This is a genomic window from Nonomuraea sp. NPDC004354 (genome assembly GCF_053602555.1).
Genome location: NZ_JBSGDV010000007.1, coordinates 152,111 through 165,685, shown reverse-complemented (window position 1 = coordinate 165,685; position 13,575 = coordinate 152,111). Strand labels below are relative to the sequence as shown.

The 13,575-nt window shown below is 71.9% G+C and carries 13 protein-coding genes; 5 read left to right on the top strand and 8 right to left on the bottom strand.

Going from position 1 to position 13,575, the window contains the following annotated elements; genetic code table 11:
• Positions 1–86 precede the first annotated feature (86 nt).
• From ACWENQ_RS21835 to ACWENQ_RS21810, 6 genes are all read right to left on the bottom strand, one after another.
• A complete protein-coding gene (locus ACWENQ_RS21835) occupies positions 87–2,951 on the bottom strand; it encodes a TcpE family conjugal transfer membrane protein (RefSeq protein WP_452415828.1) in 2,865 nt (954 codons plus the stop codon).
• A 101-nt stretch (positions 2,952–3,052) separates the two neighbouring features.
• The gene (locus ACWENQ_RS21830) at positions 3,053–3,331 is read right to left on the bottom strand and encodes a hypothetical protein (RefSeq protein WP_354905764.1); all 279 of its coding nucleotides are present in this window, start codon (positions 3,329–3,331) and stop codon (positions 3,053–3,055) included.
• 45 nt (positions 3,332–3,376) lie between these two features.
• On the bottom strand, positions 3,377–4,045 hold the full coding sequence (locus ACWENQ_RS21825; protein ID WP_449917863.1) for a conjugal transfer protein: 669 nt from the start codon (positions 4,043–4,045) through the stop codon (positions 3,377–3,379).
• Between the two features lie 668 nt (positions 4,046–4,713).
• Positions 4,714–5,028 carry a hypothetical protein gene (locus ACWENQ_RS21820; RefSeq protein WP_354905760.1) on the bottom strand — a complete coding sequence of 105 codons (315 nt, stop codon included), beginning with the start codon at positions 5,026–5,028 and terminating at the stop codon, positions 4,714–4,716.
• A gap of 152 nt (positions 5,029–5,180) precedes the next feature.
• Positions 5,181–6,257: a redox-regulated ATPase YchF gene (gene ychF, locus ACWENQ_RS21815; protein ID WP_449917866.1), complete on the bottom strand. Its 1,077-nt coding sequence runs from the start codon at positions 6,255–6,257 to the stop codon at positions 5,181–5,183.
• A gap of 11 nt (positions 6,258–6,268) precedes the next feature.
• Positions 6,269–6,973 (bottom strand): hypothetical protein, encoded by a 705-nt coding sequence (locus ACWENQ_RS21810; RefSeq protein ID WP_452415827.1) that lies wholly within the window; start codon positions 6,971–6,973, stop codon positions 6,269–6,271.
• Positions 6,974–7,088: 115 nt separating this feature from the next.
• Between ACWENQ_RS21810 and ACWENQ_RS21805 the strand changes: the two genes are divergently transcribed.
• Positions 7,089–8,345, top strand: coding sequence for a DNA recombination protein RmuC (locus ACWENQ_RS21805; protein ID WP_354905756.1), 1,257 nt, complete (start codon positions 7,089–7,091; stop codon positions 8,343–8,345).
• 40 nt (positions 8,346–8,385) lie between these two features.
• Complete coding sequence (locus tag ACWENQ_RS21800) at positions 8,386–8,910, top strand: DUF6542 domain-containing protein (RefSeq protein ID WP_452415825.1); 525 nt, start codon at positions 8,386–8,388, stop codon at positions 8,908–8,910.
• Positions 8,911–9,037: 127 nt separating this feature from the next.
• On the opposite strand, the gene ACWENQ_RS21795 is transcribed toward ACWENQ_RS21800, so the two are convergent.
• Positions 9,038–9,997 (bottom strand): 4-hydroxy-3-methylbut-2-enyl diphosphate reductase, encoded by a 960-nt coding sequence (locus tag ACWENQ_RS21795; RefSeq protein WP_452415824.1) that lies wholly within the window; start codon positions 9,995–9,997, stop codon positions 9,038–9,040.
• Positions 9,998–10,099: 102 nt separating this feature from the next.
• Here ACWENQ_RS21795 and ACWENQ_RS21790 point away from each other — a divergent pair, with 102 nt between their 5' ends.
• From ACWENQ_RS21790 to ACWENQ_RS21780, 3 genes are read left to right on the top strand one after another with little or no spacing between them, the layout of a single operon-like run.
• The gene (locus ACWENQ_RS21790) at positions 10,100–11,029 is read left to right on the top strand and encodes a hypothetical protein (RefSeq protein WP_452415822.1); all 930 of its coding nucleotides are present in this window, start codon (positions 10,100–10,102) and stop codon (positions 11,027–11,029) included.
• A gap of 28 nt (positions 11,030–11,057) precedes the next feature.
• Positions 11,058–12,503, top strand: coding sequence for an exodeoxyribonuclease VII large subunit (xseA, locus tag ACWENQ_RS21785; RefSeq protein WP_452415821.1), 1,446 nt, complete (start codon positions 11,058–11,060; stop codon positions 12,501–12,503).
• Between the two features lie 9 nt (positions 12,504–12,512).
• A complete protein-coding gene (locus ACWENQ_RS21780; RefSeq protein WP_354905750.1) occupies positions 12,513–12,746 on the top strand; it encodes an exodeoxyribonuclease VII small subunit in 234 nt (77 codons plus the stop codon).
• Positions 12,747–13,101: 355 nt separating this feature from the next.
• On the opposite strand, the gene ACWENQ_RS21775 is transcribed toward ACWENQ_RS21780, so the two are convergent.
• A complete protein-coding gene (locus ACWENQ_RS21775; RefSeq protein ID WP_354905749.1) occupies positions 13,102–13,512 on the bottom strand; it encodes a nitroreductase family deazaflavin-dependent oxidoreductase in 411 nt (136 codons plus the stop codon).
• Positions 13,513–13,575 lie beyond the last annotated feature (63 nt).

Below are 13,575 nucleotides of genomic sequence, written 5' to 3'. Positions count from 1 at the left end.
TCATCAGACCGCCATACCTCCGTCGTGCCGGTGTCCGGATGCGATGGCAGCCGACCTGGCACGCTCCTCGTTGGGTGCCCTGGGGGTCACTGGGCCAGTTCCTCCTCGCTGGAACGGGTGCTCTGTGCTGACGCGAAACCCGCGATCACGACCCCGGCGAGAGCGAGGTAGGCCCGCCGTCCCGCCTGTCGTAGCTGTTCTGGCTCCACCGGTTCGGTACGGCTCTGCGCCAGGTCGTCCTCCCACGGCACCCTGACGATGGCCCGGCACCTCCCGCGCGCCACCGCCTCGGCCTGCTCCACGTCCACCATGCTGCGGCGGCTCACCCCGTTGACCACCATGACCGCGCGCCTGCGCAGGTCGGCACAGCCGTGGCCGTCGAGCCACTCGAACGTCATCGCCACCGCCTCAGCCGCGTCCTCGCTGGCGGGGACGACGAGCACCAGCTGGTCGGCGTACGGCAGGACGCGGGCCGCCAGCGAGGGCGCAGGGTCCAGAACGGTCAGCTTGTAGTGGTGGTCGAACAGGTGCATCGCCTGGCCGAGCCGGTGGTCGGAGTAGAGCGTGCGGTCGGCGAGTCGCTGTTCGGCGCCGCTGTCGGTGTCGGCCGCCACGACCTCCAGGCCGCTGCCCGTGCGGGTGGTGAACGCGCGCATGCCGAGATAGCCGTTGACCTGGTCGAGCCCCGACAGCAGGCTGGTCAGCGTCTCGGGCGACTCGGCCTTGATGCGGCTGGTCAGCGTGCTGCCGCCGGTGCTGGCGTCGACCGCGAGCACCCGGTCGTCGCGGTACTGGGCCAAGGTGTGGCCGAGCATCAGCGCGGTCGTGCTCTGGCCCGCGCCGCCCGTGCAGCCGAGCACCACGATCCTCCTGCCGCCGCCGAACACCGCGCGCGTCCGCGCCTCGTCGATCTCCGACCCGTCCGTACGGCTGCCGCCACCGCCGACCACCACCTGGGCGAGCCTGCGCCACCCGCCGGAGGAGTCGCGGCCGACGACCGACTCGACCCTGCGCACGCGCGGCTCGTCACGCCGTCCGGGGACGGCCCCGCCCGGTGTGGTCGGCGCCTGGACGGCCCTGATGTTGAGCGGCGGGGCGCTCTGGGCGGCCGGCGTGGGCTGCGGGTTCGGGCGGCGTTCGGCGGGCGTCACGGGGGGCGTCACGGGGGACTTCATGGAGGGCTTCGTGGAGGGCTTCATGGGGGGCGGCGACTGGGCCTGCCGGCCGGACTGGGCAGGAGGCTGGGGCGGGCGCGTGCCAGGGACGATCGAGGGGATGGTCGGCCTGACCTGGCCCTGGAACACGACGGCGGTGGTCAGCGGGGGCTGGCCCTTGCGGTGCTGGTCTCTGGCCTGGTCCTCGACCTGCTCGCCGGCGCCGTGCTTGGCGGTGTCCTGCCCGTCGACGCCGTGCTTGGCGGTGTCCTGCTCGTCGGTGCCCTGCTTGGCAGTGGTCTGCTCGTCGGCGCCCTGCCTACCGGCGCCGCGCTCGCCGGCGCCCTGCTTGTCGGCGCCGCGCTCGCCGACGCCCTGCTTGTCGGCGCTCTGCTCGTCGGCGCTCTGCTTGCCGGTGCCCTGCTTGTCCGCGCTGTGGCGGCCAGTGCCCTGCTCGGCGGGGTCGAACTTGTCGGCGGTGGTCTCCTGGGCGGGCGGAAGCTCGGGCAACGCGGCCTCGACGACGGGGACGCCCTCGGCCTGGCTCTCCTCGGCCGGGCTCTCCTCGGCCCTGGCCGCCGCCGTCACGGGCGCGGCCGCATCCGGGGTCGCCTCGAGCTCCGGCCGGGCGGCCTGGGGCCGAGGCGCCTTGGACTCGTGGCGGGCGGTCGCGGCACGGGTGACCGAGGTCTGGGTGGGGGCGGGCTCGGGGCGGGACGGCTGGTCGGGGGCGTCCGCCGTGGCCGCCAACCGGCGCAGCCGGCGCAGCGCCTCGGCGCCGATGGGCTTGGCGGGCGCGGCGGGCGTCTGGGCGGGCGCCTCGGTGGGACCGGGCTCGATCCTGGACCCCCACCGGACCGGCGACACCCCGGCCTGCGCCTCGGACCCGTCACCGGCACGACCACCACCGGCCCGGACCTCGGACCCCGCGCCGGCACGACCCTCGGCGTGCTTGCCGGGTCCGTGGGTGGCGTCGACGTGCGCGTCGTCGTCCTGGGCGACGGGCGCTCCGGTCTCCGACACCTCACCGATGTGCGGGAGCGCGGCGGCGCCCTCGACGGCCAGGCCGTCGTCCGGCGTCGCCACACCGGCCGCCGGAGCCGCCACCGCGATCTCGTCGGCCACCCGGGCCGGTTCCGCGTGCCGTACCGGGGTGTCGGGCGGGAACGGCGACTCGACGTCGGCGGAGGGCAGGGCGGGGGCGACGCCCTGGCGGCGGCCCGTGGCGCCGCCCCAGGCGGGCCGGGCCGCGGCGGGCGGGGCGACAGACGCGTGGGTGGCCGCGGCGGGCGGGGCGACGGGAGCGTGGGTGGCCGCGGCGGCGGCCGCCGCGACGGCGGGCCGTACCTGGCGGGCCTTGACCGCGGCGGGGACGGCGCGGCGCTTGTGCGCGCCGGCCTTCGCCTTGGCCTTGACGCGGACGGGGGCGGGGGCGGCGCGCCAGACCCTGCCGGAGAAGGTGACGCTCTCGGGCTCGGCGGTGGGGATGAGGCGGCACCACGAGCGCGGCTCGCCCATGTAGCGCAGCTGGGACTGCAGGAGTTCGGTGAGCCGCTTGCTCTCGATGACGGGGCGGGTGGACAGCCACGTCACGATGCCCGGCGGCACGAGGTAGAGCACGTGCCACGGCGCCTCGAAGCCGATGCCGACCAGCCAGAGCAGCAGGGACCACGGGGCGAGCACGCCGGCGAACACGCCGATCCAGACGATGGGGAGCGGCATGGGCAGCCGAAGGTCGTACAGCTTGTAGAGCCGCTTCTCGATGCGCCAGATGTTCGTGTAGGTAGGCAGGTCCACGCGGTCCTCCTCTCCGCCCTCGCTGGCAGCCGCCGCTGCCCTTCGTTCCATGACCGCGCGGGCGCGGTCTCAACCCTGCCGATATCGCCAGGGAGCGGTGCTCACTTGATGCCGAGAGCCCCCGCGATCGCCTTGGCCGTGACTTCGATGATGTTGGGAACGTAGAAGATCACGCCGATCGCCACGGCCAGAATCAGGAACTGTACGAATCTCGTGATCTCGCGGGTGAAGAGGAAGAACAGCGCGACGATCGAGACGACGACGAGGAAGAGCGGGGCGAAGAAGCCGCGCAGCATGTTGGCGAGCCCGGCGGTGTCGGGACCGGTCGGGGCGGGTGACGGCGTCGCCAGTTCGATCAGGTGCAGGATGATGGTTTTCACTCTTGGTCCTCCCGGGGGGTATCGATCAGCGGCGTGGCCGTGCGTCTATCCAACGGCCCGACCGGCGCCGCGGATGTCTTCGACGTACCACTTGTCGCCCTGCTTCTCGACCGTGAGGCGGTAGGCCTGCTCGAGGCGGCCGCCGGACACACCGGCCTCGGCCGCGCCCGGCGTGGCCGAGGGGGTGGCGCCGGTCGGCACGCCCCACACCACGACCGCCTGGATCTCTCGGGTGGCACCCCCCACAGGCACCACGACACTCTTGAGCTCGACGAAGGAGAGGGCCCCTCCGAAACTCGGCAGGCCCTTGCCCGCGACCAGGTAGCGGGACAGGTCGGAGCTGCCGTCGGCGTACGCCTTGAAGAAGCCCTGCAGCTGCGGTCGCAGCTCGGCCTCCGCCGCCTCGTCACCCTCCGGCTGGGCCACCTGGGGCAGCTCCGCGGCCCCGGGAGCGGGCAGCAGCGCGGGACGGCCCGAGACCACGAACCGGCCGCCCGAGTGGTAGACGGGCACCGACAGCAGGAAGCGGCGGGCGCCCGACTGGAAGGTCAGCGTGACGACCGCGTTGTCGGCGTCGACGGTCTCCACCCCGAAGGGCTGCAGGTTGGCGGCGAACATGCGGCCGTAGCCGTCCCAGCCCCACTGCGGGTCGTCGGTGCTCGGCAGGTACGGCGCGAGCTGCCTGCTGCGCTGGTCGAGCTCCTCGGACTTCATATTCAGATAGATGCTGGCGAACTGGGTGGCGAACGCCGAGGCGCGCTCGGCGGGAAATGCCTGGCCCGTCGGCGAGGGGACATTCGCCGCTGGAGTGCTCGGCTGAGTGAATCGCTCAAATGGTGCACGAACCCCATTGACCACGATAACCACAATAAGCGCCCAGAGAATGGCGCGGCCGGTCCAGACGAGCCAGCGTCCGCCGCCACCTGACCAGCCGCCGCGCTTGCCCGCCCGCCTGCCGCCCGCGGGGGGTTGGTCGAAGTCCGGGTATGCCGAAAGCTCGGGGTCGCCAGCGATCCGAGGACCGTGGACAGTTGACCTACGAGCCATCACGCCTCCGCTCGCGCCGATCCCCCCGGCTGGCGCGATGTCGCATCATCCGTGGCGAAGCAGTCACCCTATCGAGTCCCGCCAATTGTTCCAGGAAAGCCACGCCTATGCTGCAGGCATCGCCGCGTGTGGGCAAACCGAGTGGGCATGACAGGACGGAGTGCCGGTTCCTGTCCCATTCCTGTGGAATTGGCGTGTGACCAGGCCAGACAGGTGGCCTGCATTACCGGACGGCCAGGGATTGCTGTCCAAAGGGCATAGGCACTGTCTCGAACCACACATTTGGTATATGCGGCTGCCCGTTCGGGAACAGGAGCGCTGGTCAGCGGGGGTGATCAGGCCGTCTCGGGGCCGTCGACCGGACGCAGGTGGCGGCGAGTTCGCAGATCGATCACTCTCGGCGCGTCGTTCTGCGGCTTGACCCTCTCGAGCCGGCCGCGCAGGTCGGCGAGCATGGCCTGGGCGTCGCGGTGGTGCATCCGGCGCACGACCTCCTCCCGCTCCTCCATCTTCCTGCGGAGGTAGGCCTCCCTGTTGACACGCAGGCCGTACATCAGCTCGACCCGGAGCAGGGCGAGCTCCTCCTCCAGGCTGATGCTCGCCAACGAGGGCGTCGTGGGGCGCCGGTTCCCGAGTATGCGACGAATCATGATCTGTCCTCCCGAGTCAGCGTGATCGCCGTGACGATTCGACGCGCCAGGGTTGGAAGGGGTTGACGCCCCATACTGTCCCGGTTTCACCGAGGCCGTGGAACTCGTCCCCAGTTGGGGCTTCTCCCGGCCTCCGGTCGCACCGGGACGGATCACACGTTGAAGCGGAACTCCACCACGTCGCCGTCGCGCATCACGTAGTCCTTGCCCTCGATGCGCGCCTTGCCCGCCGACCTGGCGTTCGCGATGGACCCCGACGCGACCAGGTCCTCGAAGGAGACGACCTCGGCCTTGATGAACCCGCGCTGGAAGTCGGTGTGGATGACGCCGGCGGCCTCCGGAGCCGTGGCGCCCTTGCGGATCGTCCACGCCCGAGTCTCCTTGGGCCCCGCCGTGAGGTAGGTCTGCAGCCCCAGCGTCTCGAACCCGACCCTGGCCAGCTGCGACAGCCCCGACTCCTCCTGGCCCACCGACTGCAGCAGCTCCAGCGCCTCCTCCTCGGGCAGCTCCACGAGCTCCGACTCGATCTTGGCGTCGAGGAACACCGCCTCGGCGGGCGCCACCAGCTCCGACAGCTGCTGCCTGAGCGCGGTGTCGACGAGCTCGTCGGCGTCGAGGTTGAAGACGTAGAGGAACGGCTTGGCCGTCAGCAGGTGGAGGTCGCGCACCTCGGCGCGGTCGAGCCCGCTCTCGAAGATCGTCTTGCCGGTCTCCAGGACCTTCAGCGCGGCCTCGGCGGCCTCGAGCGCGGCCTTCTTGTCCTTGTTGGTGCGCGCCTCCTTCTGCAGGCGCGGGATGGCCTTCTCGACCGTCTGCAGGTCGGCCATGATGAGCTCGGTGTTGATCGTCTCGATGTCGCGCTTGGGCGAGATCTCGCCGTCGACGTGCGTCACGTCGGGGTCGGTGAAGACCCGGATGACCTGGCAGATGGCGTCGGTGTCGCGGATGTTGGCCAGGAACTGGTTGCCCCTGCCCTGCCCCTCGGACGCGCCCCGCACCAGGCCCGCGATGTCGACGAACTCCACCTTGGCCGGCAGGATCCTGGCGGAGCCGAAGATCTCGGCCAGGGTGGCCAGGCGGTCGTCGGGCACGCCCACGATGCCCACGTTCGGCTCGATCGTGGCGAACGGGTAGTTGGCCGCGAGCGCGTTGGCGCTCTTGGTCAGGGCGTTGAACAGGGTGGACTTGCCGACGTTTGGCAGGCCGACGATGCCGATGCTGAGGCTCACGTGGACGGAGTTTACCCGGCCATCAGACGCAGGCAGGTCACCGGCCGATACGCCCCGCGAGCCGTGACGTAACGATCCGAGCCCACCGGGCAGTCGCCACCCGACCTGCCGAAGGCGGTCACGCGGGCCCACGCCCGCCCCGACCCGCAGCCGACCTTGCGCACCTTCTCGTCGACGCAGGCGCCCTCGGCCAGCACCTTGCCGCCGGGGGCCAGGCACACCGCCTGGCCCTCCATCGCGAGCGCGTCGGCCGTGCCGCGCGGGCAGTGGTCCATGCGCGCGACGACGGCCACCGCCCTGCCGTACCAGCCGGGGGTGGCGCAGGGCAGCTCGCGGCCCTCGCGGTCGAGGCAGTCACCGGCCCGCAGCAGTCCGCCACCGGCGCCGCCCGCGCCCGGGTGGGGCTCCAGGAAGTACTGCAGGCACGCGATCCTGCCGCCGTCGACGCGGGCGATCTCGTCGGTGTCGAGGGGGCAGCGCCGCGGATCGGCCTCCATGGCCAGCACCTCTGCATGGCCGCCGTTGCAGGCGGTGAGGTCGAACCTGACCCCGGTCTTGCTCACGCAGGCGCCCGGTGTCCACACCAGCGTGCCCCGCGCCGGCGAGCCCGGCGGCGCGGGGCGCCCGGCGTCGCCGACGCGGCCGGCGATGACCGCTCCCGCCGCCGCGGCCACGAGCGCCGCCACGACGGCCGTGGCCGCGAGCGCGACCGTCATCTTCGAACCGGTAATCATATGGGTACTGTCGGTGACGATGGCGCGTCCGCACAAGCGGAATGCGGAAGGCGTGTCGAGCGCGCCGGAGCGGTCGCCCCCTGGAAAGATGCCGACAATGGACGTCGCATCGCTGCTCATCGGCCTGGCACTCGGACTGGCGGTCGGCTTCTTGCTGGCGAGGACCCGCGCCGCCGTACGGGTGGCGGAGGCGGACGCCCGCGCCAAGGCCGCCGCCGACAAGCTCGTCTACGTCGAGGAGCAGCTGAGCGAGCGGTTCCAGGCGCTGTCGACGCGCGCGCTCGACGTCAACAACATCCGCTTCCTCGAACTGGCCGAGACCCGCCTGGCCGCCAGCCGCGCCGAGGCGACCGGCGACCTCGACCAGCGCAGGCAGGCGGTCGAGCACCTGGTCGAGCCGCTCAAGGACCTCCTGGGGCGGGTGGAGACGCAGCTGCGCGACACCGAGTCCGGCCAGCGCGCCGCCCGCGCCGAGCTGACCCAGCAGATGGAGTTCGTCCGGCAGAGCAACGAACAGCTGCGCTCCCAGACCACCGCCCTGGTCCGGGCGCTGCAGCGGCCCGAGGCCAGGGGCAGGTGGGGCGAGCTGCAGCTGCGCAGGGTGGCCGAGATCGCGGGGATGCAGCGCTTCTGCGACTTCGACGAGCAGGTCGTCGAGGGCGCCCACCGCCCCGACATGGTCGTACGGCTGGCGGGCGGCAAGAACATCATCGTCGACTCCAAGGTCTCGCTCGCCGCCTACCTGGAGGCGGCCGAGGCGGGCGACGAGTCACTGGCCGGTGTCCGCCTCGACGCCCACGCCCGGCACGTCCGCGAGCACATCGACCGCCTGGCCGCCAAGTCCTACTGGCAGTCGTTCAACCCCTCGCCCGAGTTCGTGGTGCTGTTCATCCCCGGCGAGGCGTTCCTGGCCCCCGCCCTCGAACGCGACCCAGGGCTGCTGGAGTACGCGATGGCCAAGCGCGTCCACATCGCCACCCCGACCACGCTGATCACCATGCTCCGCACCGCCCACTACGCCTGGCAGCAGGCGGCGCTCAGCGAGAACGCCCGCGCCGTCTTCGAGCTCGGCAAGGAGCTGTACGAGCGGCTGTCGTCGCTCGGCCGCAACGTCGAGTCGCTCGGCAAGGCGCTCAGCAGGGCCGTCGAGAGCTACAACAAGACGGTCGGCTCGCTGGAGACCAGGGTCCTGGTCACCGCTCGCAAACTGCACGATCTGGGCGTCGTGGACGGCGAGCTCGGCTCCCCCGACATGCTGGAAGGCCTCCCGCGGCCGCTGGCCTCCCCCGAACTGCTGGAAACCTCGTCTCTGATCCCGCACGCGAACGGTAAGTTGGCTGGCGACCTGTCCTGAAGCACGATGATGGTAGGTCGCCGGTAAAGGGGGCGGGCTCATGAGTGACAAAGGCACGCGTTCGGCCGTCAGGCTGACCGCCCGCGGCGCCATCGCGCTCGTCCTCATCGGCACGCTGGCGGGATACGTCCTGGCCGCGCTGCTCGACCTGCCGATCGTGGTCGGGCTCACGTTCATCGGCTCGTGCCTGGTCAGCGTCATCCTGGTCAACCCGCGCGAGCTGCTGTCGCTGGTGGTCACGCCACCGATGGTGTTCTTCGGCGCCACCCTGATCGTCGAGCTGGGCCGGGCGCTCGGCAACGGCTCGCTGGCGCAGGCGCTCGCCCTGGGGCTGTTCACATCGCTGTCGGCGGGCGCCCCATGGCTGTTCGCGGGGTCGGCGCTGGTGCTCGGGATCGCGCTGAAGCGGGGGCTGCCGGGCAACGTCAGGGAACTGCGGGAGGAGCTGCGGGCGGGCGTGGACGTGCCCCGCCCCCGGCAGCCCAAGGACCAGAGCTTCGTGCCGGAGCCAGAGGGCTACTTCGAGCCCCGCGTGTACGGCACGCCGCGCTCCCCCGAGGACTGACCGCCCCCGGCTCACGGCCGCGTGCGGCGGCCCCGAACTCCCGCCTCGCTCCTTCACCGAGCACGGGAAGGGCCCCGCGGACAGCCGCGGGCGCCCTTCCCGTGAACCGGTACCGGGCAGGCCGGGATCAGCCGGCCCGCAGGTCCTTGCGGAGCTCGTGCGGCAGGGCGAAGCGCATGCTCTCCTTCACCGACTCGACCTCGTCGACGTCGGCGAACCCGTGCCCCGCCAGGTACGCCAGCACCCCGTCGACCAGCTCCTCGGGCACCGAGGCGCCGCTGGTCACACCGACCGTGCTGACCCCGTCGAGCCACGCGTCCTGGATGAAGGAGGCGTTGTCGACCAGGTACGACGCCGCGCCGGCCCCCTTGGCCACCTCGACCAGGCGCTTGGAGTTGGAGGAGTTGTCGGAGCCGACCACGATGACCAGCTGCGCCTGCGCCGCGATCTCCTTCACCGCGACCTGGCGGTTCTGGGTGGCGTAGCAGATGTCGTCGCTCGGCGGGTCGATCAGGGTCGGGAAGCGCTCCTTGAGCTTGGTGACCGTCTCGATCGTCTCGTCCACCGAGAGGGTCGTCTGGGAGAGCCACACCAGCTTGCTCGGGTCCTTCACCTGGATCCGGTCGACGGAGTCGAGGCCGTCGACGAGCTGGATGTGGTCGGGCGCCTCACCGGCGGTGCCCTCGACCTCTTCGTGGCCTTCGTGCCCGATGAGCAGGATGTCGTAGTCCTGGCCGGCGAACCGCTTGGCCTCGTTGTGGACCTTGGTGACGAGCGGGCAGGTGGCGTCGACGGTGCGCAGGCGCCGCTGCTCGGCCTCGGCGTGGACCATCGGGGAGACGCCGTGGGCGGAGAAGACCACGATCTCGCCCTCGGGGACCTCGGCCGTCTCCTCGACGAAGATCGCGCCACGTTCCTCGAGCGTCCTGACGACGTGGGTGTTGTGCACGATCTGTTTGCGGACGTAGACAGGGGCGCCGTACTGCTCGAGGGCCTTCTCGACCGCCTCGACCGCACGGTCCACACCGGCGCAGTAACCGCGCGGTTTGGCTACGAGTACACGTCGGGCGGGGGTCTTTGGCTCCATGTTCCTATGCTACGTGGAAGAGGCCACCCGGCCGCCCGTGTCACGCCGCGCGCGGGAGTTTGCCAGACTGGCCCACCACAACAGACCTCCCAGGGAGCCGGCATGTCTCTCAGTGACGTTGTCCGCAACATCGCTAAAACTGTCACCAATCGCGAAGAGCTCAAGGAGAAGGCCAAGGAGCTGCCGCTCTTCGTCATCCAGACCACGCTCAGCGCCGCGGGCCAGGCGCTGCTGCTCGCCGACCGCGTGAAGAACGCCGTCAAGGGGCTGGGGAGCAACAAGGAGGACGACGAGAGCGAGCGTTCTCCGGTGGCGGATCAGCCGGCGTCCGGCGTCGAGGACGAGGAGAAGCCGGCCCGCAGGGAGCCCGTCATCTTCGCCCCGCGCAAGGAGAAGGCGGCGGAACGGCCCGAGCCGGTCATCTTCACCCCCGCGAAGGAGGAGTCGGCGAACGGCACCGCCGTCAAGACCGCCGAGCCCACCGCAAAGCCCGCCGAGCCCGAGCCCGCTGCCAGGACCGCCGAGCACGAGCCCGCAGGAAAGACAGCCGGGCCCCAGGCCGCTTCGGCGACGACCACCGAGCAGGCCGCCCCGGCCGTGGCCGAGCAGCCGGTTACCGAGGAGCCGGTTGCCGAGGAGCCGACCGCCCGGCAGCCGGTGGCCGAGCCTGTCGCGACGGCCGTCGCCGAGCCTGACACCGCCAAGTCCGAGGCCGCCAAGCCCGCCGCCGAGCCCGACACCGCCGAGCCCGAGGCCGCCGCGCCTGCCGTACAGCCGGTGAGCGTCGAGGAGGCCGACGGCGAGCTGGCGAAGGCCGCGGCCGCCACCACGGCCACCGCGGAGGCGAGCGTGCCGGTCGAGCCGCTGGCCGGGTACGCCGACCTCAGCGTCGCCTCGCTGCGGGCCAGGATGCGCGGCAAGTCCGTCACCCAGATCGAGGAGCTGCTCGCCTACGAGAAGGCCACCACCGCCCGCCCGGACGTCGTGCGCATGTACGAGAACCGCCTGACCAAGCTGCAGGCCGCCGAATAGTCGGTCGCGCCCCGTAGCCTTCGTTGTCATGAGCGCGAAAACCACACCGGAGCAGCCGCTGCCGGTCCGCACGGTCCTCCAGATGGTCGCGGGATGGATCGGCAAGCTCGGCACGGTGTGGGTGGAGGGTCAGATCACCGAGCTGACCGCGAGGGGTGGCACGGTGTTCATGACGCTGCGCGACCCCGTCGCCAACGTCTCGGCCAGGGTGACCTGCCCGCGAGGGGTCTATGAGGCCGCGATGCCCCGTCCAGCCGACGGGGCTCGGGTCGTGGTCAACGTCAAGCCCGACTTCTGGGTCAACCGCGGCTCGTTCGCCTTCACCGCGCTGGAGATCCGCCCGGTCGGCGTCGGCGAGCTGCTGGCCAGGCTCGAACGGCTGCGCCAGCTGCTGGCCGCCGAGGGGCTGTTCGGCGCCGAACGCAAGCGCCGCCTGCCGTTCCTGCCCGGCACCATCGGCCTGATCTGCGGTCGCGACTCGGCGGCCGAACGCGACGTGCTCGAGAACTCCCGGCGCAGGTGGCCCGCCGTGCGGTTCAAGGTGGAGCAGGTGGCGGTGCAGGGGCCGTACGCGGTCGGCGAGGTCACCGAGTCGCTGCGCAAGCTCGACGCCGACTCCGAGGTCGACGTCATCGTCATCGCCCGGGGCGGCGGATCGCTCGAGGACCTGCTCCCGTTCTCCGACGAGTCCCTGGTGCGCTCCGTGGCGGCCTGCCGAACTCCCGTCGTCAGCGCCATCGGCCACGAGCAGGACAGTCCGCTCCTCGACCTGGTCGCCGACGTCCGGGCGTCCACGCCCACCGACGCGGCCAAGAAGGTGGTGCCCGACGTCGGCGAGCAGCTCACGCTGATCAGGCAGCTGCGCGACCGCGGGCGGCGGGTGGTGGGCGGCTGGCTCGACCGGGAGATGTCCTGGCTGACGTCGGTGCGGTCCCGTCCGTCGCTCGCCGACCCGGTCAGGGAGCTCGAACGGCGGGCCGAACAGGTCGACGCGCTGCGCGAACGGGCCAGGCGCGTCATGGGCGGTTCGCTCGACCGGGCCACCGACGACCTCGCCCACCTGCGCGCCCGGCTGGTGTCGCTGTCCCCCGCGGCGACGCTGGAGCGGGGCTACGCGATCGTGCAACACCCGTCGGGCGACGTCGTACGGCTGGCGCGGGACGTCTCGCCCGGCGACCGGCTCACCATCCGCCTCACCGACGGCCGGGTCGCGGTCACTGCCGACCCGGCCGGCGACCTCCGGCCTGACGGACACGCCGACGCGGCGGACGCGGCCGGGGGCGATTCTGACGGGCACGCCGACGCGGCCGACGTGGTCGAAGGCGATTCTGACGGGCACGCCGACGCGGCCGACGTGGTCGAAGGCGATTCTGTCAGGGACGCCGACGCGGCGGACGCGGTCGAAGGCGATTCTGTCAGGGACGCCGACGCGGCGGACGCGGTCGAGGGCGATTCTGTCGGGCGATCGGCCTAGGGTGGTGCGGTGGCAAACAACGAGACGCCGTCCTACGAGCAGGCCCGCGAGGAGCTGACCGAGGTGGTGCGCCGCCTGGAGACCGGCGGCCTCACCCTGGAGCAGTCGATCGAGCTGTGGGAGCGCGGCGAGAAGCTGGCGGCCATCTGCGAGGAGTGGCTGCAGGGCGCCCGGGTGAAGCTGGCCGCCGCCATGGCGCGCCGGGCCGAGCCCACCCCGCAGGACGACGACCGCCCCTTCTAGGCGCTGCCGTTCCCACGCGGCGACGGTGCGGGCGCGGGGGTCTGACGGCGCCTTGTCCTGGTGGGACATGGCGAGCGTGCAGGGGAAGGCGCCGGTGCCACGGGCGTGGACCGGGACGTGCACCCGGCGGGGGCGCTTGACCCGGACGTCCGACCGGCGGGAGCGCGTGGACCGGACGTGCGACCGACGGGAGCGCTTGACCCGGGACATGCGACCGGCGGGAGCGCTTGACCCGGACGTGCGACCGGCGGGAGCGCCGGGACCGGACATGCGACCGGCGGGAGCGCGTGGAGCCTGGAGGTGGCGCGCTCAGGATACGCGCCTCAGGACGCACGGCGCACAGTGCGGCTGCGCCTCAGGATGCGCGGCGCAGCCCCACCACCGGGATGCGGCGCGTGGTCTTCGCCTCGTAGTCGGCGAAGGTGGGCGCGATGGCGACCATCTCCGCGTAGAGGCGGTCCCGCTCCGCACCCTCGATCAGCTCGGACGCGGCCTCGAAGGTCTCGGTGCCGAGCTCGACCGTGGCGTCCGGGTTGGCCAGCAGGTTGTGGTACCAGGCGGGGTGGTTGTCGGCGCCCGCGTTGGAGGCGATGATCACGATCCTGTCGCCGTCGCGCAGGTACATCACCGGTGTCGTGACGCGCTTGCCGCTCCTGGCGCCGGTCGTGGACAGCAGCACCAGGGAGGAGCCCTGGAAGTGACCGCCGACCTGGCCGCCGTTCGCGCGGAACTCCTCGATGATCTTCTGGTTGAACTCCGACGGCATGCTGCGCCTCCCATAAGCGGAAATCTCTCCGGATCCATAGGATAATCGGAGACCTCTCCGGTT

Excerpts from the sequence above, each read along its gene's own strand:
- ACWENQ_RS21825 (WP_449917863.1), bottom strand. The coding sequence starts at position 4,045 with ATGAAGTCCGAGGAGCTCGACCAGCGCAGCAGGCAGCTCGCGCCGTAC.
- ACWENQ_RS21820 (WP_354905760.1), bottom strand. The coding sequence starts at position 5,028 with ATGATTCGTCGCATACTCGGGAACCGGCGCCCCACGACGCCCTCGTTG.
- ACWENQ_RS21810 (WP_452415827.1), bottom strand. The coding sequence starts at position 6,973 with ATGACGGTCGCGCTCGCGGCCACGGCCGTCGTGGCGGCGCTCGTGGCC.
- ACWENQ_RS21805 (WP_354905756.1), top strand. The coding sequence starts at position 7,089 with ATGGACGTCGCATCGCTGCTCATCGGCCTGGCACTCGGACTGGCGGTC.
- ACWENQ_RS21800 (WP_452415825.1), top strand. The coding sequence starts at position 8,386 with ATGAGTGACAAAGGCACGCGTTCGGCCGTCAGGCTGACCGCCCGCGGC.
- ACWENQ_RS21795 (WP_452415824.1), bottom strand. The coding sequence starts at position 9,997 with ATGGAGCCAAAGACCCCCGCCCGACGTGTACTCGTAGCCAAACCGCGC.
- ACWENQ_RS21790 (WP_452415822.1), top strand. The coding sequence starts at position 10,100 with ATGTCTCTCAGTGACGTTGTCCGCAACATCGCTAAAACTGTCACCAAT.
- xseA (WP_452415821.1), top strand. The coding sequence starts at position 11,058 with ATGAGCGCGAAAACCACACCGGAGCAGCCGCTGCCGGTCCGCACGGTC.
- ACWENQ_RS21775 (WP_354905749.1), bottom strand. The coding sequence starts at position 13,512 with ATGCCGTCGGAGTTCAACCAGAAGATCATCGAGGAGTTCCGCGCGAAC.